Genomic DNA, 20,526 nt, shown 5'->3' with positions numbered 1-20,526 from the left:
ACATAAACCCGCACGAGCTCGTTCACACCCGGAGGCAGATCGTCATCGTCCTCACGCGAGAACACCCGGATGCCGATGACCTTGCCCGACTCACCATGCGGCACCTTCAACGAGGTGTCACGGACTTCACGGGCCTTCTCACCGAAGATCGCCCGCAGCAACCGCTCCTCCGGAGTCAGTTCGGTTTCACCCTTCGGCGTCACCTTCCCGACCAGAATGTCCCCATCCCGGACCTCGGCACCGATCCGCACGATGCCCCGCTCGTCGAGATCAGCGAGGACCTCATCGGAAACATTCGGGATATCACGCGTGATCTCCTCGGCACCCAGCTTCGTATCACGAGCATCGATCTCGTGCTCCTCGATATGAATCGAGGTGAGAACGTCGTCTTCGACCAGACGCTGGGACAGGATGATCGCGTCTTCGTAGTTGTGGCCCTCCCACGGCATGATCGCCACGAGCAGGTTCTTACCCAGGGCCATCTCACCGTTCTCGGTGCACGGACCATCAGCCAGCACCTGGCCACGCTCGACCCGCTGACCCTCGTCCACGATCGGACGCTGATTGGCACACGTGCCCTGATTCGAGCGCGCGAACTTCCGCATCCGGTAGGACTTGCGGGTGCCGTCGTCGGCCATCACGGTGACGTAGTCGGCGGAGACTTCCTCGACCACACCGGGCTTGTCGTTGACCACGACATCACCGGCATCGACCGCGGCCCGCAACTCCATACCGGTACCCACAACCGGGGACTCGGAACGGATCAACGGCACCGCCTGCCGCTGCATATTCGCACCCATCAAGGCACGGTTGGCGTCATCGTGTTCCAGGAACGGAATCATGGCGGTCGCCACCGACACCATCTGGCGCGGCGAGACGTCCATGTAGTCGACCTCGGTGGCGTCGACGAATTCCATTTCCTCGTTGCCGCGGCGGCACAGCACCCGGTCCTCGACGAAATTGCCGTCGGCGTCGACCGCCGAGTTGGCCTGGGCCCGGACGTGCCGGTCCTCTTCGTCGGCGGTCAGGTACTTGACCTCGTCGGTGACGCGGCCGTTCTCCACCTTGCGGTACGGCGTCTCGATGAAACCGAACGGGTTGACCCGCGCGTACACCGACAGCGAACCGATCAGGCCGATGTTCGGGCCTTCCGGGGTCTCGATCGGGCACATGCGGCCGTAGTGCGAGGGGTGCACGTCGCGGACCTCGAGGCCCGCGCGCTCACGGGACAGACCGCCGGGGCCCAGCGCCGACAGACGGCGCTTATGCGTCAAACCCGACAGCGGGTTGTTCTGGTCCATGAACTGCGAGAGCTGGGAGGTCCCGAAGAACTCCTTGATCGCGGCCACGACAGGGCGGATGTTGATCAGGGTCTGCGGCGTGATCGCCTCGACATCCTGGGTGGTCATCCGCTCGCGGACCACACGCTCCATCCGGGACAGGCCGACCCGGATCTGGTTCTGGATGAGCTCGCCCACGGTGCGCAGACGACGATTACCGAAGTGGTCGATATCGTCCACGTCGACCGGCACCTCGACACCGCCGGGGGCGGTCATCGTCCGGTCACCGGAGTGCAGCCGCACCAGGTACTCGATGGTCGAGACGATGTCCTCGCGGGTCAGCACGGACCCGTCGATGGCCTCGCCCGGGTGCAGGCCGAGCTTCTTGTTGATCTTGTAGCGACCGACGCGCGCGAGGTCGTAGCGCTTCTCCTTGAAGAACAGGTTCTCCAGCAGGGTCTGCGCGGATTCCTTGGTGGGCGGTTCGCCCGGACGTAGCTTGCGGTAGATGTCGAGCAGCGCCTCGTCCTGGCCGGCGGTGTTGTCCTTCTCCAGGGTGGACATCATGATCTCGGAGAATCCGAACCGCTCGGTGATCTCCTCGGCAGTCCAGCCGAGGGCCTTGAGCAGCACGGTCACCGGCTGACGCCGCTTACGGTCGATACGCACACCGACGGTATCGCGCTTGTCGACGTCGAATTCCAGCCACGCGCCACGGCTCGGGATGACCCGCACACTGTGCAGATCCTTCTCGGTGCTCTTGTCGACCGAATGGTCGAAGTACACGCCCGGCGACCGCACCAGCTGAGAGACCACGACACGTTCGGTGCCGTTGATGATGAAGGTGCCTTTATCGGTCATCATCGGGAAATCACCCATGAAAACCGTCTGGCTCTTGATCTCGCCGGTGTTGTTGTTGATGAACTCCGCGGTGACGAACAACGGCGCCGCGTAGGTCATGTCCTTGTCTTTGCACTCGTCGATCGAGGCCTTGACCTCTTCGAAACGAGGATCGGAGAAAGACAGGGACATGGAGCCGGAGAAATCCTCGATCGGGGAGAGTTCCTCGAGAACCTCCTCGAGCCCGCCGACCAGCCCGCCGTCACCGCGAGCGGCAGCGCGCTCACGCCAATCCGGCGTGCCGACCAACCAGGCGAAAGATTCCGTTTGTAGATCGAGAAGTCCGGGCACCTCCAGCGGCTCCCGGATCTTCGCGAAAGACACCCGCAATGGAGCCCCGGGGATACCCCCCGAAACTCCCAGCTTCGTATTGGCGCTTGTCTGGGTGGAGACTGCCAAGATGCGTCCTTCCAGCACCTCACGCGCGTCGCGTGGTGGTCCGCGACCGTCGCTTGTCTGCTACATTTTGGGATTCTCGCTGGTCACGACCCGAACGAGACTCGAACAGCAAACAACGGAAGCAACACCGGAAGGGTGGGACTTTCGTAGTGCGATCAAGGAATGGACAGGAGGCAGCCAGCGCAACGTCCAAACCTACACCTACCTACACGGAGGTGTCAAAGTACCACCCCGGCGAAGCGTTGCGTGGCTGACGCGCCGGGCCGGTTCCGCTGGCTGCGTTCACCGACCACGGGCGGGCCTCCGGCAACGAATTCGGCGCTGGCGGTTGTCCACTACCGACGGCGGCCGAAGCCGCCACCAATAGCGTGACTGGTCCGGCGAAACTCGTCAAGTGCCCGTGCCGACCTGGCGTCCTTCGGATCACCGGGCGCACTACAAGATCAGTAACGCTCGCCCGTATCGGCCCTGTTCCGGCCGGATTCGCCGCCGTGGAAGCGTTCGCCGAACGCCCCCGGACACGAAACAGCGCGCCGGGTACGAACCCGACGCGCTGCTGTAGGAAACAAGTTCGCGATTACACCTTGGGGTACTGCATGGTGTCGAAATCCGACCCCGGGAAATCGTTGCCGCGGTCACCACCACCGGGCTGACCCGAGTTGTAGGACATGACCATCGTCTCGTCGTTCTGATCCAGCGACTCCCGGATCGCGACCTGCGCGGCGTGCGGCAGGGTGTGCATGATCTCACGCACCCGGTTCTTCCGCCGCTCCACCGCCTGCCGCACCGGCATCCCCGGCTGGGCCTTCATCTGCGGGATGATGCCCTCGACTTCCTCGGCACCACCGTGGTGATGCCCGGCGTCCACCATGGCCTGCTCGCGGGCCATCTGGGCCTCGTCCTTTTCCTCGGACATGCCGATGGGGCCGATCATGCGACCGTTCAGGAACTGCTTGACCACCGGCTCCTCGCTGGTGAGCAGCACCTCGCGCGGACCGAACATCACCAGCTGGCGACGGAACAGCATGCCGATGTTGTCCGGCACGGTACGAGCCAGGTTGATGTTGTGGGTCACGATCAGGATCGTGGCATCGATCTGCGCGTTGATATCGATGAGCAACTGGCTCAGGTACGAGGTACGCACCGGGTCCAGGCCGGAGTCGGGCTCATCGACGAGGATGATCTGGGGATCGAGAACGAGTGCCCGGGCCAGCCCGGCACGTTTGCGCATACCGCCGGAGATCTCGCCGGGCAGTTTGCCCTCGGCACCGAGCAGACCCGTGAGCTCGAGCTTCTCCATGACGATCTTGCGGATCTCGGACTCGGGCTTCTTCGTGTGTTCACGCAGCGGGAAGGCCACATTGTCGAAGAGATTCATCGAGCCGAACAGCGCACCGTCCTGGAACAGCACACCGAAAAGTTTCCGGATCTCGTAGAGCTCCTTGTTGGAGCAGGTGGTGATATCGGTACCACCGATGAAGATGGAGCCGCGCTCGGGCCGCAGCAGACCGATCAGCGACTTCAGGAATACGGACTTACCGGTACCCGACGGGCCCAGCAGCGCGCTGACCTCACCGGCAGGCAGGGTAATAGAAACGTCCTGCCAAATCCGTTGTGAACCGAACGACTTGGTTACACTCTCGGTCCTGACCTCGACGCCCACGCCAACCTCCACATTTCTCAGCGAGCTACCCGCTTTGCACCACCGACCCGGTAGCGGTGCGTCACGTCACAGCGGATTCGGTCACTGTAACCCATGGCACGTCCATAGCACACCCGACCTGACCGAAGAGTAACCATGGTTGGCGCGTTCGATACCGCAGAACCGTCGTTAACCAGCGCACGAGAAAAACGCGCCCGGAAAAGAGAAAACGGGCGATCCCCGATGGGGACCACCCGTTTCCGGCAGTGCCGGTCGGTATTACTTGACCGAGACCTTGGCGCCGGCGCCTTCCAGCTTCTCCTTGGCGGCGTCGGCGGCTTCCTTGGCCACCTTCTCCAGGATCGGCTTCGGGGCGCCCTCGACGAGGTCCTTGGCCTCTTTCAGGCCCAGGCCGGAGACGATCTCACGGACCACCTTGATGACCTGGATCTTCTTGTCGCCGGCACCCTCGAGGATGACGTCGAACTCGTCCTGCTCCTCGGCGGCCTCGGCGGCGGCCGGGGCGGCACCGGCAGCGGCGACGGCGACCGGAGCGGCGGCGGTGACCTCGAACTTCTCCTCGAACTTCTTGACGAAGTCCGACAGCTCGAGCAGGGTCATGTTGCCGAAGGTTTCGAGCAGCTCATCAACGTTGGCCATTGATATTTCCTTTCGATAGTGAATGTCTGTGCGGGCGAGCCGGAGTCGACCGTTCCGCGAATGGGGATGCGGGTCTTACTCCGCGGCGGCTTCGCCACCTTCGGCCTGCTTCTTCTCCTGCAGCGCGGCGGCCAGGCGGGCCACCTGCGAGGCGGGAGCGTTGAACAGACCGGCGGCCTTGGCCAGGTTGCCCTTCATGGCACCGGCCAGCTTGGCCAGCAGGACCTCGCGGGACTCCAGATCGGCGATCCGCTCGACCTCGGACACGGACAGCGCAGCGCCGTCCATGTAACCGCCCTTGATGACGAGCGCCTTGTGATCCTTGGCGAAGGTCTTCAGCGCCTTGGCGGCGTCGACCGGTTCACCGGAGATGAACGCGATCGCAGTGGGTCCGACGAACAGATCGTCCAGACCCTCCACGCCGGCCTCGGCCGCAGCGCGCTTCACCAGGGTGTTCTTGGCGACGGAGTACGTGGCGTCGGCACCGAGCGCACGACGCAGTTCGGTCAGCGCGCTGACGGACAGGCCACGGTATTCCGTGACGACTGCGGCCGTCGAGCCCTTGAACTGCTCGGCGATCTCCGCGACCGCGGTAACCTTTTCGGGTTTCGCCATACTTCGCCTCCTCTCTGATGTCGGTATGGAATGCCCTACCGAATCAGGGGCCGGCAAAAGAACAAGCGCCCCGAACGCAGAGCGTTCCGGGGCGCGAAAAATACTCCACACGGATACACCGTGTCAGCTTTCAGCCTCGGCTCTCCCTGCGTGGGCCGCCGGCACTCTCGCCGGACCTTCGACCGATCCCATACGGAATCGACGACCAACGGTCTTCGGTAGAACTGATTGGTGGTGCCGAACTGGTCGACAACCTGAACGAGCATACCCGGACGCTGCCTCATCTGGCAAAACGGCTGCGGAACGGAGCTCGACCGACACCCGTCCGGTCCTACCGGTCCGCTCCGTCGAGCCCGATCCGATCGCCGGTGACATCGCGGTAGCGCCGGTCCAGTCGGCGCAGTACCTCGGTCGCACCCGCCCGGAATTCCGGCGAGGCGACGAGGCCGTCCGCCCCGATATCGTTGCGCGATACGGGCAGTCGCGTACAGATCGTCTCGTCCACCTCGGCTCCCACGTATCCGAGAACCTTCGCGAGCGTCTCCACGGCCCCGTCGCCCCGTCCGGGCGGTGCGACAGTGAGCCAGGCGGCGAGTTTTCCGTACAGATCCCCGGTTCCGACAGTCCAATCCAACAGGTTCTTGAGGCTTCCGGGCAGTGTGCCCGCGTACTCGGGAGTGCAGAACAGGACCGCCGCCGCGGCCGCCAGGTGTTCCCGTAGCTCCAGCACCGCGGGATCGACGGGCTCCGCGGCCTCGGGCACGAATGCGGGCAACGCGGACAATCCGCCGTACCAGCGCGCCTCGATTCCGGCCGGCGCCACGGCCCGGACCGTACGCAGGGCTGCCGAATTGGTCGAGCCGGCGCGAGTGCTCCCGGATATCAGCAATATGAGCGTCACACCATGCGGCAACAACAGATCACGCGGAATCAGTCCGCTACGGTGCCAGGTCCGGCGATCCGCGGATCTCCACCGCTGCCGAATGCGCTACGGGCTGCGCGAACAGCGTGACGTTCGCCTCCGGTGTGAAGCCGGCAGCTCATACTGACTTCGCCCCGGATGCGGATTCCACGTACGGAGCTCGCCGGCCGCCGAACCGGAAGCTCCCCGATATACACCGACGGCGGGAGCGTCGGATGACGCTCCCGCCGTCGCGGTACTTCGCTGAAGCCGAGGCTTACGCGTCCTCGTCCAAGAGGTTGCGGGTGCGGTTCGGGTCCACCGGGATGCCCGGTCCGGTGTTCGTCGAAACCGTCACCTTCTTGACGTAACGCCCCTTGGCGGTCGACGGCTTGGCCCGCAGGATCTCGTCCAGCGCGGCGCCGTAGTTCTCCACCAGCTTGCTGTCGTCGAACGACGCCTTACCGATGACGATGTGCAGGTTGGCCTGCTTGTCGACCCGGAAGTTGATCTTGCCGCCCTTGATGTCGTTGACCGCCTTGGTCACATCGGTGGTGACCGTGCCGGTCTTCGGGTTCGGCATCAGACCGCGCGGGCCCAGGACACGCGCGATACGGCCGACCTTGGCCATCTGGTCGGGAGTGGCGATCGCGGCGTCGAAATCCAGCCAGCCGCCCTGGATCCGCTCGATCAGATCCTCGGCGCCCACGGCGTCGGCACCCGCGGCTTCCGCCTCGGCGGCCTTCTCACCGGCCGCGAACACGATGACGCGGGCGGTCTTACCGGTGCCGTGCGGCAGGTTCACGGTGCCGCGAACCATCTGGTCGGCCTTACGGGGATCGACGCCGAGCCGGATGGCGACCTCGACGGTCGCGTCCGTCTTGGTGGTCGCGGTCTCCTTGGCCAGCCGCGCCGCGGCCAGCGGCGAGTAGAGCGCGCTGCGGTCGACTTTCTCGGCAGCGGCGAGGTACGCCTTGCTTCGCTTTGCCATGTTTCTCTGTCCTGTTTCTATCGGCGGCGTTCCCGGGGCTCCGTGATCACGCAGGCTTTCGCCTCCGCGCCCGGCGCTCACGCCGCAGTGTTTTGGTTCAGCTGTGGTTATCGGGCCTGGCCGGCCCTCCCACTCGGAGCGGGATCGGCGAATCGGCCGGTGTTCGATCGGATGTGCGACGCACCGTCGCAGCATCGGAACGCGACACTCAGCCTTCGACGGTGATACCCATCGAGCGCGCGGTACCCGCGATGATCTTGGCCGCCTGATCGATATCGTTGGCGTTCAGATCTTCCTGCTTGGTCTTGGCGATCTCGCGCACCTGATCCATGGTCACCGTGGCGACCTTGTTGCGGTGCGGCTCGGGCGAACCCTTCTGCACGCCGGCGGCCTTCAGCAGCAGCTTCGCGGCCGGCGGGGTCTTCAGCTTGAAGTCGAAGGACCGATCCTCGTACACCGAGATCTCGACCGGGATGACGTTGCCGCGCTGCGATTCGGTCGCCGCGTTGTACGCCTTGCAGAACTCCATGATGTTGACGCCGTGCTGACCGAGCGCCGGACCCACCGGGGGAGCCGGATTCGCGGCGCCGGCCTGGATCTGGAGCTTGATGATCCCGGCGAGCTTCTTCTTCTTGGGGGGCATCTTTCTTTCCTAGGGTGTGGTGTTCCTTGCTCTCTGCAAGTTCCGACCCGGGACTCACGGTCCCGGGAGCACAGGCGCCGCCGCTCAGATCTTGGCGACCTTGGTGAATTCCAGTTCCACCGGCGTCTCGCGCCCGAAGATCGAGACGAGTACCTTCAGCTTCTGCTGCTCGGCATTGACCTCGGAGATCGTGGCGGGCAGGGTCGCGAACGGACCGTCCATCACCGTCACCGATTCGCCGACCTCGAAATCGACCTCGATGGTGGGCTTGGCCTTCGTCTCGACGCCGCCCTCGCCACCGGCAGCAGCGGCAGCGGGAGCGGCCGCCTTCTTCTGCTGCGATGCCGGAACCAGGAATTTCACCACGTCGTTGATGGTCAGCGGCGAGGGGCGCGAGGTTGCACCGACGAATCCGGTGACACCCGGAGTGTTGCGGACAGCACCCCAGGACTCGTCGTTCAGATCCATCCGGACCAGGATGTAGCCCGGCAGCACCTTGCGATTGACGCTCTTGCGCTGACCGTTCTTGATCTCGGTGACCTCTTCGGTGGGCACCTCCACCTGGAAGATGTAATCCTCCAGGTCCAGGTTCTGCACACGGGTCTCGAGATTGGTCTTCACCTTGTTCTCGTAACCGGCATAGGAGTGGATCACGTACCAGTCACCGGGAGCACGCCGCAGCACGGCTTTCATCTGCTCGACCGGGTCGGGCTCTTCCGCGTCGGCGGATGCGGGTGCGGCCTCGTCGGCAGCCTCGGGCTCGGCGTCTGACGCCGGCTCCTCGACGGATACGGCGGCCTCCTCGGCCGTCTGATCGTCGACCGGGAACTCGTCGGTGGTGTCGTTCTCCGGGGTGCTCACTGGGCACTCGCTTCCTGTGTCGTCACGTGCATCCTCTGCATGCCGGGGTTCGGGCGCGGCATCGGGCTCCGTCCGGCCCGCGGCGCGGATCGGTCACCGGCGCCGATATCGCCTGGCTAACCGAACAACCAGTCGACACCCTTGATGAACGCCAGATCCAACCCGCTGATGAACGCGACCATGAAGACCACGAACACCAGAACAACGGTCGTATAGGTGATCATCTGCTTCCGGTTGGGCCAGATAACCTTCCGCAGTTCCGCGATCACCTCACGCAGGAACTTGAACAAGCGCTTGAACGGATTCCGGGACCGTTCACGTTCGGTCCGGCCGGACTTGGCCTCGGACTTGCGCGTGGGTCGATCGATGGTCGCGATCGAACCGGTATCGGACGCGCCCGATGAGGCGGACCGGCCCCGGCGAGCGGAGCGCTTTCCGCTCGGCCGCTGCGCGGCGGCGGCGTCATCGCCGTCGTCGGCGCCGTATCCGCCGCGGCGGGTGTCCCGCTCGTCGGTCACGTCGATCCTCTCTCATCGCCGGCATCCAGGGCAGGGGCGACAGGACTTGAACCTGCAACCTGCGGTTTTGGAGACCGCTGCTCTGCCATTTGAGCTACGCCCCTTCGGCTGAACCACGACGATGTCGTGAGCTACAGCCACACTGCGATATTCAATTATCGGCGCTGGTGTCACACAACACGCGCGCCGCTCCGGCAGGTGCCGGCCCCTCGGCGGGGCCGGTCGAACCGGTATCGGATCGAGCCTACTCAGCCGTGCGGCCGACAGGAACGAACCCCGCCTGGAACCAGCCTTGCAGAGCAGCGCGCATCGGCTGGTGACCCCAGAATCCCGAGTGTACGGCACGGTCGGCGGCGGAAGCCAATCAGGGTCACTCGACCAGGTCAGGACAACTGGACGGTTGCCGTGGCCCGGCCGAAGATCTTCCGACCACCGGACTTCGCCACGATCGCGATCACCGCGGTCTTCGTCTCCGGATCGACGGATTTCACCTTGCCGGTGTACTCGACCTCGGCCGGCTCGGTGGCGCTCACGAACACCGGGCTGGTGAACCGGACGTTGTACTCCTTCACGGCGCCGGGATCGCCCAGCCAGGAGGTGACGAAACCGCCGCCCAGGCCCATGGTGAGCATGCCGTGCGCGACGCAGTTGTCCAGATCCACCAGTTTCACGACCTCGTCGCTCCAGTGGATGGGATTCGCATCGCCGGAGACACCGGCGTAGTTGACCAGATCGCCGCGGGTCAGCTGGACCACGCGGGCGGGCAACTCGTCACCGACCGACACCTCGTCGAACGCCCGGGCGAACCGGACCGGGACCACCTCACCGACGGCCGGAGCCGGGACCTCGTGCCGGGTCCGCGGCGTGTGATCGGGCACAGCCGCGTCCATCCCGTGCATGAGAACCTTGCGGACCGCGTCGTTCAGGTTCGGGTCGATATCGCCGCCGCTGCGTCCGACCAGGGTTGTGTAGGTGGTGAGCACCAGTTGATCGTGCTGATCGGTGACGATGTTCTTGGTGACGATGATGTCGCCGCCGAAGGCCTGCCGGAACGAGTGCAGATGCACATCGCAGATCAGCTGGTCGCCGACCACGATCGGCCGGTGGAACTCCAGGATCTGGTCGGTCTGCATGATCTGGCTCAGGTCGTAGCCGGTGACGACCGTCTCGAACAGTTTGCGCTGGGCCAGGATCCCGATGAGGGAGATGAAAGTGAGCGGAGCGACCAAGCCGTCGTAGCCGAATTCCAGGGCGACGTCTTCGTCCCAGTGCGCCCGGTGACCGTCCTGAACGGCACGAGCGTATTCCCGCACCTTTTCGCGGCCGACCTCGTAGTAGTCGTCGACACGATAGTGGTGACCGACCATGGCGGCCGCATGGGCGGCGGGATCGAACTCCGCATCCGTCGCTACCGCTTCGTCTGTACCGGTGTTGATTGTCACGGGAGGACTGTACCTATCTGACCCCGCAGCACGGAGTCTGCATGGCGGCTGGACGTCGGGCCTGAAGATAGTAGTCGGCGTGACCGAGAAAGGGCCGAGCAGCCGCCTGATCATTACCGCGGCCGAGAATCGACCGCGGAATCGGTGGTTCGCGCGAACCACCACAGAACCAGAACGCCGCCGACGGACAGAACACGAACCCCGCAACACCCGCGGTCGCCGGGGATGAACCCACGACCGTGGTGCTGTGAACATCCGACACGCCGAACCGGCGCGCGGACGCTCGGGACCCGCTGCTACCGCAGCGGCGTCATACGAGAATCAGCGGGATTCGCGATGCGCCCGGTGCGTACCGCAGTTCGGGCAGAACTTCTTCAGTTCCAGCCGATCCGGGTCGTTACGCCGGTTCTTCTTGGTGATGTAGTTGCGATGCTTGCACTGCTCGCAGGCCAAGGTGATCTTTGGCCGGACATCGGTGGACTTCGCGGCCACGATATGCCTTCTTTCCGGTCAACCAGAGGGTCAATCAGTATGGGTAGCGATGGCCGGACTTGAACCGGCGACACAACGATTATGAGTCGTTTGCTCTACCGACTGAGCTACACCGCCTTACGCACCATCTGCAACGGCGACGTCGCGGCTTGGAGTGCCGAGTCGGACACCACCGGCAATCCGGCGAGCCCCCTAACGGAATCGAACCGTTGACCTTTTCCTTACCATGGAAACGCTCTGCCGACTGAGCTAAGGGGGCACGACCTCTGAGCAGCGGGACCGACAATGCCGTACCCGTTGCCTCGAAGACTTGAACGAGAGTACACACTCACCGCCAAGAGCTCCAAACCGAGTGGTCAGAGCATATTTTGTGGTGTCCGAGCCGCGTGCCCACCGCCGACGAACACTCCGGGAAGGACAGAGCCCCCGCCGGCTTTCACCGGCGGGGGCTCAGAGGTGGCAGGTGTAGGATTCGAACCTACGTAGGCTTTCACCGACAGATTTACAGTCTGCTCCCATTGGCCGCTCGGGCAACCTGCCTCGTACCGCACTCTTGATCTTTCGATCGCTTTCTCAGTGCGCTCAGCAGGATACAACGAACCCGCACCCCGAATGCAAACCCGCTGGCCAGATCGCCCGAACAGCTCCGATCACGACGGCGGCACAGCGTCGCGTCACCGACCAGGTAGCTTGCGTAAGCACCCAGGGTGATCCAACAGTGAACAGGAGCGCAGTGTGGCCGATTCATCATTCGACATCGTCAGCAAGGTCGAGCGGCAGGAGGTCGACAACGCCCTGCACCAGGCCGAGAAGGAACTGAACACCCGCTACGACTTCCGCGGAACGGGTGCGGAGATCGAATGGTCCGGCGAGGACAAAGTGGTGCTCACCGCCGAATCCGAGGAGCGGGTCAAAGCCGCACTCGAGGTGTTCAAGGAAAAGCTCATCCGCCGCGATATCTCGCTCAAGGCCTTCGACGCCGGCGAACCGGTCGCCTCCGGGAAGACCTACAAGATCACCGGAACGCTGATCCAGGGAATCGACTCCGAACACGCGAAGAAGATTTCCAAGAAGATCCGCGACGAAGGCCCCAAAGGCGTCAAAGCGCAGATCCAGGGCGACGAATTACGTGTCAGCAGCAAGAAACGCGACGACCTGCAGGCAGTCATCTCACTGCTCAAAGGCGACGATTTCGGAATCGCACTGCAGTTCGTGAACTACCGGTAGCTCAACGACCTGCCATCTGCTCAAGCCGCGCGATCCGATCCGCCATCGGCGGATGTGTCGAAAACAATTTGGCCATCCGGTCACCGGCCCGGAACGGATTGGCGATCATCAGATGCGACTGCGCGGTCAGCCGGGGTTCGGGCGGCAGCGGCGCCGCCTGAACCCCGAGCTCCAATTTGTGTAACGCCGACGCCAGCGCAAGCGGATCACCGGTGAGTTCCGCACCCGACTCGTCGGCCTGGTACTCCCGCGATCGTGACACCGCGAGCTTGATCAGGCCGGCCGCGATGGGCCCCAGCAACGACACGAGCAATACGCCGAATATATTCGGACCGGAACCACCCCGATTACCGCCGAACGCCGCCGCAAAATACGCGAAATTGGCCAGCCCGGAAATCACCGCGGCCATCGCCCCCGCAACCGAAGAGATCAGAATATCCCGGTTGTACACATGGGAAAGTTCGTGCCCGAGCACGGCGCGCAGTTCCCGCTCGTCGAGAATCTGCAGGATACCGCTGGTACAGCACACCGCGGCATGCCGCGGATTACGCCCGGTGGCGAATGCGTTGGGCGCATTGGTGGGACTTATGTACAGCCGCGGCATCGGCTGCCGCGCCGTGGTCGCCAGCTCACGCACTATGCGATAGATCGCCGGCGCCTCGATCTCGCTCACCGGCTGCGCCCGCATAGCCTTCAGCGCGAGCTTATCGCTGTTGAAATACGCGTAACCGTTCATCGCCACGGCGAGAAGAACCGCGACGATCAGAATGGTCGTGTTCCGGAACGCCGCCCCCGCCAGCACTATCAGCGCGGAAAGTCCGACCATGAGTCCGAACGTCTTCATCCCATTCGCAAACCCGTGCCCGTGCATAGCACTCCTGTATACGTGGCGCGCGACCGACCGCGCGAGTTTCGGCCAGAACCGCTACAGCAGAACAACGAGCCCCGACCCCCCGGAGTTCCGTGCTTGTTCGCGGCGCCTGCCGGCGGCGCCGAAAACTCAGCCGACTCGTTCGATCGTGTATCGGACCAGCCGGACGAGCGCGTCGTTGGCCGGCCCCGCCGGGAGGGCGTCCAGTTCCGCGTGGGCGATATCGGCGTATTCGCGAAGTTTCTCTTTTGCCCGGGTCATGCCCGGGGAGCGGCCGAGCAGTTCCAGCGCTTCGGCTACTTCGGCGTCGGATTCCAGCGGCTTCGCCAGCAGAGTGCGGAGGCGGTCGCCGTCGGGGCCTTCGTCGCGCAGCGCGTAGAGGACCGGGAGGGTGTGGACGCCTTCGCGGAGGTCGGTGCCGGGGGTTTTCCCGGACTGCGCCGATTCCGAGGAGATATCGATGATGTCGTCGGAGATCTGGAAGGCGGTGCCGACGGCGTCGCCGAGGCGGGCGAGGCGTTCGACGTGGTCGTCGTCGGCACCGGAGAAGGTGCCGCCGAAACGGCCGGAGGCGGCTATCAGGGAGCCGGTTTTCTCCCAGACCACGCGCAGGTAGTGGGCGACCGGGTCGCCTGCTTCGCGGGCGCCCATGGTTTCACGCATCTGACCGGTGACCAGTTCGGCGAAGGTTTCGGCGATGATGCGTACCGCGTCGGGGCCGAGGGTGGAGGTGAGCCGGGATGCGTGGGCGAACAGGTAGTCGCCGGCGAGAATGGCCACGCTGTTGCCCCAGCGGGAATTCACGCTCGTGGCGCCGCGGCGCATGGTGGCCTCGTCCATGACGTCGTCGTGGTAGAGGGTGGCGAGGTGCACGAGTTCCACGACGGTGCCGGCGGTGACCAGATCCGGATCGCCGGGGCGGGGGCCCAGCTGGCCGGTGAGGATCGTGAACAGCGGCCGGAATCGTTTACCGCCGGCCCTGGCCAGGTGCAGTGCCGCTTCCTGGAGGAAAGCCGCCCCGGAGGACAGTTCCTCGACCAGCAGTTTCTCCACTTCTTCGAGGCCGTTGCGTACGGTTTCGGCGAGCGCGGGGTCTCCTAGGTCGACCCCCGCCACCACCGTGCCGGCTTCGCTCACAGCAGATGTGCTCATACCTTCTCCCAAGGATGCGTCCGACCCCACGGTGATGAACCTAGCGTGTTCACGTCGGAACGCCCATGAACACCGTCACTGTGCACCGTACCGCCATCGACATCGTCGGCGACGGCCTGTAACTATTGACCGCATGGGTGCACCCGAAGCCACGCCATCCGATACCGACCGGGACGCGCTGCCCGCACACGTACAGGTGCTGGTCGTGGGTGCCGGTCCGGCCGGCTCGGCGGCCGCGGCCTGGGCCGCGCGCGCGGGTCGCGATGTGCTGCTGCTGGATTCCGCGACCTTCCCCCGGGACAAGACGTGTGGCGACGGCCTGACGCCGCGCGCCACCGCCGAACTCGAGTATCTGGGGTTGGGCGAATGGGTGCGGGCACATACCGTCAACCACGGTCTGCGGATGGCCGGCTTCGGTGGCGAGGCCCTTCTCCCCTGGCCCGGCGGTTCGTTCCCTACCTACGGCAGCGCGATCCCGCGCACCGAACTCGACGACAAATTGCGCGAAACCGCCGTGAAATCCGGGGCGCGGATGCGGGACGGCGCGAAAGTCGTGGATATCGCACGCGACGGTGACCGGGTCACCGGCGTGACCGTCCGGGTGGGTGACGCATCGCACGAGATCGGTTGCCGGACTCTGATCGTGGCCGACGGTGTTCGTTCTCCGGTCGGCAAAATGCTCGGGCGTACCTGGCATCGCCGATACGCCTACGGGGTGGCGGCACGGGCCTACATCTCCTCCGGCCGCAGCGACGATCAGTGGATCACCTCACATCTGGAGTTGCGCAATGCCGAGGGCGAACTGGTGCCCGGCTACGGCTGGGTCTTCCCCCTCGCCAACGGTGAGGTGAATATCGGTGTCGGCTCGCTGGCCACCGAGCGCAGGCCCTCGCATATCGCGCTGAAGCCGCTGCTCGAGCACTATACGGAGCTGCGCCGCGAGGAATGGGAGCTGAGCGGTTCCGTGCGCGCGGTCTCCTCGGCGCTGTTGCCGATGGGTGGCGCGGTCTCCGGGATCGCGGGCCGGAACTGGGCGCTGCTCGGCGATGCCGCGGGCTGTGTGAACCCGTTGAACGGGGAGGGGATCGATTACGGTCTCGAGGGCGGGCATATGCTCGCCGGCCTGCTGGACGAGCCCGATCTCACCCGGGTGTGGCCGGAGCTGCTGCGCGCGAAGTACGGCCGGACCTATTCGGTGGCGCGGCGGATCGCGGGTCTGGCCACCCATCCGCGTATGGTTCCGATCGGCGGGCCGCCGGTGATGCGTTCGAAGTTCTTGCAGCGCACGGCGGTCCGGGTGATGGGCAATCTGGTCACCGACGAGGATGTCGATCTCACCGCCCGGGCCTGGCGTACCGCGGGCCGGGCGTCGATGCGTTTCGACGACCTCGCGCCCTTCTGTTAGGTCGACGTGGCGGGCCGGCCGGTACCCCGGGATCTGCTGCCGCATCTACGGCGGGCACGCGATCTGGTCGATCGCGAATTCGCCCGTCCGCTGGACCTCGACAGTATGGCCGCGGCCGCGGGAGTTTCGAAATACCATTTCCTGCGCTGTTTCGCGGCCACCTACGGTAGGACGCCCGCGGTGTATCTGGCCGAGCGCCGGATCGAGCGGGCGCAGGATCTGCTGCGGGCGACCAACACCACGGTGACCGAGGTCTGCATCCTCGTCGGTTACAGCAGTCTGGGTTCGTTCTCCCGTAAATTCGCCGAAGTGGTGGGTGTTCCACCATCGGAGTATCAGGCGAAATTCGCCGACGGCGCGCCCCGGATCCCGGGGTGTTACATCTTCATGCACGGGTTGTCCGACCGACGGCCCGACACCGCAATTTCGGAGAAGCCCGGGGGCCCGGCCGGGCCATAGTCTCCGATCATGCCTCCGATCATTTCGAACGTATCGCTGGTCACCGTGTATGTGACCGATCAGACAGCAGCCAAGAACTGGTACGTCGATGTTCTCGGTTTCGTGGAAACCGCCGATATCCAGATGGGCGACAACGGGTTCCGCTGGGTGACCGTCGCGCACCCCGATCACCGGGAACTCGAAGTGACGCTGATGCTGCCCGGACCGCCGCTGGACGACAATCTGGCCGATGCCATCGGCCGGTCACTGGCCAACGGTTGTCACGGCTCGCTCGGGTTGAGCACCTCGGACTGCCGCAGCGCCTATGCGGAACTCACCGCCAAGGGTGTCGATTTCGTGCAGCCACCGTCGGAGCGGCCCTACGGTGTGGAAGCGGTGTTCCGGGACAATTCCGGTAATTGGCTGGTGCTGGTCGAGCCGACGGAATTCGATCCGGCGGCCACGGCGGTGGAGGCGCCCTGTACCGAGCTGTGAGCCCGGCCCGCCGGAAGCCGGGACAGGCCCGGGGCCGCGCATTCCACGGCCCCGGGAGCGGGTATCAGGCGTCGGCGCGCTTCTCGAACCATCCGACGATGTATTTGCGTTCGCCCTCGGCCACCCGGCGTTGCAGCTGTTCGGCGAGCGGTTCGATGGCTCCGCCGACCAGTGGAACCTTGACCTTCACCGAACCGGAGATCACGATCTCCGAGCCGTCTGCGGTGGGGCGCAGTTCGTAGGTGCCCTTCATCTCCGAGGAGATCGCCGACGAGGTGCCCTCGAAGGTCCCCGCGGCCGTGGTCCCGGTGAGGGGCTGCCAATTGTCGATCCGGGTGACGACCAGTTCGCTCTTGAGTACCTTGCGCACGATGCCGGGGATCTTGTCCTGCCGGATCGTCTCGCTCATCTCGATGCGAGCGGTTCCCTCGCCACCGGGGTGGGACAGGTCGAGGGTGGCGGTAGCCGCACCGGAGAACCGGTCGCGCCACAATTCTTCTCCGGTGAGCGCGGCGTGGAGATCGGCCACCGGGATCGGATAGGACAGCGTGAAGCCGAATTTTCGGGCCATGAGCGCTCACCCTAGCCGACCCCGCTAGCCTGTTGCGGTGCCGGAAACCAGCCGCGGCGAACCGCGCGACCCCGGTCGACCCGAGGACGGCATGCGCGCCGACGGCGCCGACCCGGCCGAGAACCATTCCGCAGGAGGCAGCGTGGCCGAGCAGGCAGTAGTGGCCGAACCGCTCGTCGCGGCCCCCGAACCCGGCGACGAACCGGCACCGCGGTCGGCCCGCGCGGAACGACTGCGCAAGGTGTGCGTCGGTGTGGTGATCGCCGGGGTCTCGGTAAGTGTGCTGGTGGTGCTGCTGTTCCTGGCGGCCTGGCGCAACGACTATCTGATCGGGTCCGACAAGGGCGAGACGACCGGTGAGGTGCTCTCGGCCGGACGGCTGCGCTCGGCCGTGATGTATGTGACCCCGGACGGGGTGACGCACAACCCGAAGGTCGGTGTGCTGTATCCGACCAACCTCACCGCCGGTGAGCGGATCAATGTCGAATACAGCCGCGCCGATCCCGATCTGGTCCGGGTGGCGGGCCGCGATGTCCGGGTCGCGATCATGCCGGCCCTGTCGGTTCTGGCCGTGACCTGGGCGCTGACACTGCCGACGCTGTGGCTGCTGCTGCGGGCGGCGACCGGTTCGATGAGTGTTCGCCCGATCTTCGATCCGGCGTCATATCGGCGTCGCGTACCGGGAGACGGCGACCGCGCAGACTGACGGGATGCGCGTAGCCATCGTTGCGGAGTCATTTCTGCCCAATATGAACGGCGTCGTGAACTCGGTACTGCGGGTGCTGGATCATCTGGACCGGCACGGGCACGAAGCTCTGGTCATCGCGCCCGACACTCTCCGTGGGCAACCGCCCGCGCCCAGGGCGCACGGTAGGTTCCCGGTCCACCGGGTGCCGGCGGTGATGGTGCCGAAGATCAGTTCGCTACCGGTGGGGCTACCGCAACCCGGCATGGTCGGGGTCCTGGACGATTTCGAACCCGATGTGGTGCATCTGGCCTCGCCGTTCCTGCTCGGCGCGGGTGGGATGGCGGCGGCGCTGCGCTTGGATCTGCCGGCGGTGGCGGTCTACCAGACCGATGTGGCGGGTTTCGCGAAGAGTTACGGGCTGGGCTTGGCAGCCCGTGCCGCGTGGGGCTGGACCCGGCGGATCCACGAGGGCGCGGTGCGGACATTGGCGCCGTCGAGCGCGGCGGTCGCGGATCTGGCCGGGCACGGCATCCCGCGGGTGCACCGGTGGGGCCGGGGGGTCGACACAGTGCGGTTCACCCCGGCTGCGCGGAGCCTCGACCTGCGCGAACAGTGGCGCGGCGGGACCGACCGGCTGCTGGTGGGTTTCGTCGGCCGGCTGGCGCCGGAGAAACATGTGGAGCGGCTCGCGGTGCTGACCCACGATCCGTCGGTGCAGCTGGTGATCGTCGGGGACGGACCCCAGCGGAATGCGCTCGCCGCCCGGCTACCGGATGCGATCTTCACCGGTGAACTCGGCGGCGACGAACTCGCGCGCGCCTACGCGAGCCTGGATGTGATGGTGCATCCCGGCGAGCACGAAACGTTCTGCCAGGGCGTACAGGAGGCATTGGCCTCCGGGGTTCCGGTCGTCGGACCCGATGCAGGCGGCCCCCGGGACCTGATCGCGCACTGCCGCAACGGCTACCTGCTGCCGGTGAGCGAATTCACCGAACTGCTGCCCAGCACGGTCGCCGCGCTGCGCGACGCACCGCTGCGCGACCGGTTCGGCGCGGCCGCCCGCAAATCTGTGCTGCACCGGACCTGGCCTGCCGTCTGCACCGAACTCATGGACCACTACGCCGAGGTGATCGGGACCGAACACCGGTTATCGCGCTCGGCCTGACCGTCCACCGGCCGGGGCCGCGACGCGGATCGGCCGCACCCGACGGAACGCGGTCGGCGTACCGCTGCGGTCGTTCCGGCCGTGCGCGTACTGCGGACGGACCGCGGGCGGCCACGCCCATTAGGGTCGGGTTGTGGTGAAAACACAATCGGTCCGGGCCTCGCTGGACAAACAACCGCACGAGGTCGCGTCGATGTTCGACGGGGTGGCGCGACGATACGACCTGACCAACACCGTTATCTCGGCCGGCCAGGACCGGTATTGGCGCTGGACGACCCGTAAGGCCATCGCCCCGCGGCCCGGTGAGCGGGTACTCGATCTGGCCGCCGGCACCGGGGTCTCGACGGTGGAGCTGGGCCGGTCCGGCGCGTGGTGTGTGGCCACCGATTTCTCCCAGGGCATGCTGGCCGCCGGCCGGTTCCGGAAGGTGCCGATGGTCGCCGGGGACGCGATGGCGCTGCCCTTCGCCGACAACTCCTTCGACGCGGTGACCATCTCGTTCGGGCTGCGCAATGTCGCCGATATCGATCTGGCGCTGCGCGAGATGCTCCGGGTCACCAAGCCCGGCGGCCGGCTGGTGATCTGTGAGTTCTCCACTCCGGTGATCCCGGGTTTCAAGACCCTCTACATGGAATACCTGATGAAAGCGCTCCCGAGGGTGGCCCGTGCCGTCAGCAGCAACCCGGATGCCTACGTCTACCTCGCCGAATCCATCCGGGCCTGGCCCAACCAGCGGCAGCTGGGCCGCCGGGTGACCGAGGCCGGTTGGTCGGGCGTGAAGTGGCGGAATCTGACCGGCGGGGTGGTCGCACTGCACCGGGGTTACAAGCTCGGCGGCTGACCGGCCGGATCTCGGCGGGTTCATCTACCTCACCGTTGTGATTCGCACCGGTGAAGGGGAATGTCACCCGGCGATAACATCGGGCAAACCCGAGGAAATCGGCCGCGGGCACGATCGGAAGCATGTCCGAGGTACACGGCACGGGCGGGTCAGGCCCGGAGGCGGCAGCGGAACGTCACCCCGCAGAGCCCCCACCCGTGCCCGACCTACAGAGCACGGGCGGGTCAGGCCCGAAGGCGGCAGCGGAACGTCACCCCGCAGAGCCCCCACCCGTGCCCGACCTACAGAGCACGGGCGGGTCAGGCCCGAAGGCGGCAGCGGAACGTCAC

Annotated in this window: 21 protein-coding genes and 4 tRNA genes; 7 read left to right on the top strand and 18 right to left on the bottom strand. The window is 65.5% G+C overall.

Features of this window, described 5'->3' with window-relative positions:
- From rpoB to ACWCPQ_RS32385, 15 genes are all read right to left on the bottom strand, one after another.
- Positions 1 to 2,597, bottom strand: a 2,597-nt coding sequence (gene rpoB / locus ACWCPQ_RS32455; RefSeq protein ID WP_449906107.1) for a DNA-directed RNA polymerase subunit beta, incomplete at its 3' end; no start/stop codon positions are given.
- A 559-nt stretch (positions 2,598 to 3,156) separates the two neighbouring features.
- On the bottom strand, positions 3,157 to 4,242 hold the full coding sequence (locus ACWCPQ_RS32450) for an ABC transporter ATP-binding protein (RefSeq protein WP_449906105.1): 1,086 nt from the start codon (positions 4,240 to 4,242) through the stop codon (positions 3,157 to 3,159).
- Positions 4,243 to 4,500: 258 nt separating this feature from the next.
- A complete protein-coding gene (rplL, locus tag ACWCPQ_RS32445; protein ID WP_396944565.1) occupies positions 4,501 to 4,881 on the bottom strand; it encodes a 50S ribosomal protein L7/L12 in 381 nt (126 codons plus the stop codon).
- A gap of 75 nt (positions 4,882 to 4,956) precedes the next feature.
- On the bottom strand, positions 4,957 to 5,496 hold the full coding sequence (gene rplJ, locus ACWCPQ_RS32440) for a 50S ribosomal protein L10 (RefSeq protein WP_449906103.1): 540 nt from the start codon (positions 5,494 to 5,496) through the stop codon (positions 4,957 to 4,959).
- 331 nt (positions 5,497 to 5,827) lie between these two features.
- Positions 5,828 to 6,397: an NADPH-dependent FMN reductase gene (locus tag ACWCPQ_RS32435; RefSeq protein WP_449906100.1), complete on the bottom strand. Its 570-nt coding sequence runs from the start codon at positions 6,395 to 6,397 to the stop codon at positions 5,828 to 5,830.
- Positions 6,398 to 6,674: 277 nt separating this feature from the next.
- Positions 6,675 to 7,388, bottom strand: a complete 714-nt coding sequence (gene rplA, locus ACWCPQ_RS32430; RefSeq protein ID WP_449906098.1) for a 50S ribosomal protein L1 — start codon at positions 7,386 to 7,388, stop codon at positions 6,675 to 6,677.
- 208 nt (positions 7,389 to 7,596) lie between these two features.
- Entirely contained in the window at positions 7,597 to 8,031 is a 435-nt protein-coding gene (rplK, locus tag ACWCPQ_RS32425) for a 50S ribosomal protein L11 (RefSeq protein ID WP_030525641.1), read from the bottom strand.
- Positions 8,032 to 8,115: 84 nt separating this feature from the next.
- Complete coding sequence (gene nusG, locus ACWCPQ_RS32420) at positions 8,116 to 8,892, bottom strand: transcription termination/antitermination protein NusG (RefSeq protein WP_449906096.1); 777 nt, start codon at positions 8,890 to 8,892, stop codon at positions 8,116 to 8,118.
- 116 nt (positions 8,893 to 9,008) lie between these two features.
- Entirely contained in the window at positions 9,009 to 9,410 is a 402-nt protein-coding gene (secE, locus tag ACWCPQ_RS32415; RefSeq protein WP_449906093.1) for a preprotein translocase subunit SecE, read from the bottom strand.
- Positions 9,411 to 9,441: 31 nt separating this feature from the next.
- A tRNA-Trp gene (locus ACWCPQ_RS32410) sits at positions 9,442 to 9,514 on the bottom strand.
- A gap of 279 nt (positions 9,515 to 9,793) precedes the next feature.
- Positions 9,794 to 10,846, bottom strand: coding sequence for a fused (3R)-hydroxyacyl-ACP dehydratase subunits HadA/HadB (locus ACWCPQ_RS32405; RefSeq protein WP_449906116.1), 1,053 nt, complete (start codon positions 10,844 to 10,846; stop codon positions 9,794 to 9,796).
- Positions 10,847 to 11,173: 327 nt separating this feature from the next.
- Positions 11,174 to 11,344 carry a 50S ribosomal protein L33 gene (gene rpmG / locus ACWCPQ_RS32400; protein ID WP_011211653.1) on the bottom strand — a complete coding sequence of 57 codons (171 nt, stop codon included), beginning with the start codon at positions 11,342 to 11,344 and terminating at the stop codon, positions 11,174 to 11,176.
- Between the two features lie 44 nt (positions 11,345 to 11,388).
- Positions 11,389 to 11,461 (bottom strand) — tRNA-Met (locus tag ACWCPQ_RS32395).
- Positions 11,462 to 11,530: 69 nt separating this feature from the next.
- Positions 11,531 to 11,603, bottom strand: a tRNA-Thr gene (locus ACWCPQ_RS32390).
- A 198-nt stretch (positions 11,604 to 11,801) separates the two neighbouring features.
- Positions 11,802 to 11,884: transfer RNA gene (locus tag ACWCPQ_RS32385), tRNA-Tyr, on the bottom strand.
- A 195-nt stretch (positions 11,885 to 12,079) separates the two neighbouring features.
- Between ACWCPQ_RS32385 and ACWCPQ_RS32380 the strand changes: the two genes are divergently transcribed.
- Complete coding sequence (locus ACWCPQ_RS32380; protein ID WP_449906090.1) at positions 12,080 to 12,571, top strand: YajQ family cyclic di-GMP-binding protein; 492 nt, start codon at positions 12,080 to 12,082, stop codon at positions 12,569 to 12,571.
- A 1-nt stretch (position 12,572) separates the two neighbouring features.
- Here the strand turns inward: ACWCPQ_RS32380 and htpX are convergent, their stop codons facing one another.
- Positions 12,573 to 13,442 carry a zinc metalloprotease HtpX gene (gene htpX, locus ACWCPQ_RS32375; RefSeq protein ID WP_449906087.1) on the bottom strand — a complete coding sequence of 290 codons (870 nt, stop codon included), beginning with the start codon at positions 13,440 to 13,442 and terminating at the stop codon, positions 12,573 to 12,575.
- 129 nt (positions 13,443 to 13,571) lie between these two features.
- The gene (locus ACWCPQ_RS32370; protein ID WP_449906084.1) at positions 13,572 to 14,594 is read right to left on the bottom strand and encodes a polyprenyl synthetase family protein; all 1,023 of its coding nucleotides are present in this window, start codon (positions 14,592 to 14,594) and stop codon (positions 13,572 to 13,574) included.
- Between the two features lie 133 nt (positions 14,595 to 14,727).
- Between ACWCPQ_RS32370 and ACWCPQ_RS32365 the strand changes: the two genes are divergently transcribed.
- Genes ACWCPQ_RS32365 through ACWCPQ_RS32355 form a run of 3 tightly spaced genes read left to right on the top strand, consistent with a single transcriptional unit; the run spans position 14,728 to position 16,932 of the window.
- Complete coding sequence (locus ACWCPQ_RS32365) at positions 14,728 to 15,999, top strand: geranylgeranyl reductase family protein (RefSeq protein WP_449906081.1); 1,272 nt, start codon at positions 14,728 to 14,730, stop codon at positions 15,997 to 15,999.
- A 6-nt stretch (positions 16,000 to 16,005) separates the two neighbouring features.
- A complete protein-coding gene (locus ACWCPQ_RS32360) occupies positions 16,006 to 16,458 on the top strand; it encodes a helix-turn-helix transcriptional regulator (RefSeq protein ID WP_449906079.1) in 453 nt (150 codons plus the stop codon).
- 18 nt (positions 16,459 to 16,476) lie between these two features.
- Complete coding sequence (locus tag ACWCPQ_RS32355; RefSeq protein WP_449906113.1) at positions 16,477 to 16,932, top strand: VOC family protein; 456 nt, start codon at positions 16,477 to 16,479, stop codon at positions 16,930 to 16,932.
- A gap of 64 nt (positions 16,933 to 16,996) precedes the next feature.
- Here ACWCPQ_RS32355 and ACWCPQ_RS32350 read toward each other — a convergent pair whose 3' ends face one another.
- Complete coding sequence (locus ACWCPQ_RS32350) at positions 16,997 to 17,503, bottom strand: DUF2505 domain-containing protein (RefSeq protein ID WP_449906076.1); 507 nt, start codon at positions 17,501 to 17,503, stop codon at positions 16,997 to 16,999.
- A 232-nt stretch (positions 17,504 to 17,735) separates the two neighbouring features.
- Between ACWCPQ_RS32350 and ACWCPQ_RS32345 the strand changes: the two genes are divergently transcribed.
- The 3 genes from ACWCPQ_RS32345 (at position 17,736) to ACWCPQ_RS32335 (ending at position 20,197) form a co-directional block, all read left to right on the top strand.
- Positions 17,736 to 18,209 carry a DUF3592 domain-containing protein gene (locus ACWCPQ_RS32345; protein ID WP_449906110.1) on the top strand — a complete coding sequence of 158 codons (474 nt, stop codon included), beginning with the start codon at positions 17,736 to 17,738 and terminating at the stop codon, positions 18,207 to 18,209.
- Positions 18,210 to 18,213: 4 nt separating this feature from the next.
- Entirely contained in the window at positions 18,214 to 19,356 is a 1,143-nt protein-coding gene (locus ACWCPQ_RS32340) for a glycosyltransferase family 4 protein (RefSeq protein WP_449906073.1), read from the top strand.
- A 133-nt stretch (positions 19,357 to 19,489) separates the two neighbouring features.
- The gene (locus ACWCPQ_RS32335; protein WP_449906070.1) at positions 19,490 to 20,197 is read left to right on the top strand and encodes a demethylmenaquinone methyltransferase; all 708 of its coding nucleotides are present in this window, start codon (positions 19,490 to 19,492) and stop codon (positions 20,195 to 20,197) included.
- The last annotated feature ends 329 nt before the right edge of the window (positions 20,198 to 20,526 follow it).

This window comes from Nocardia sp. NPDC001965 (genome assembly GCF_053594175.1).
This window is presented reverse-complemented; position numbering and strand designations above follow the sequence as displayed.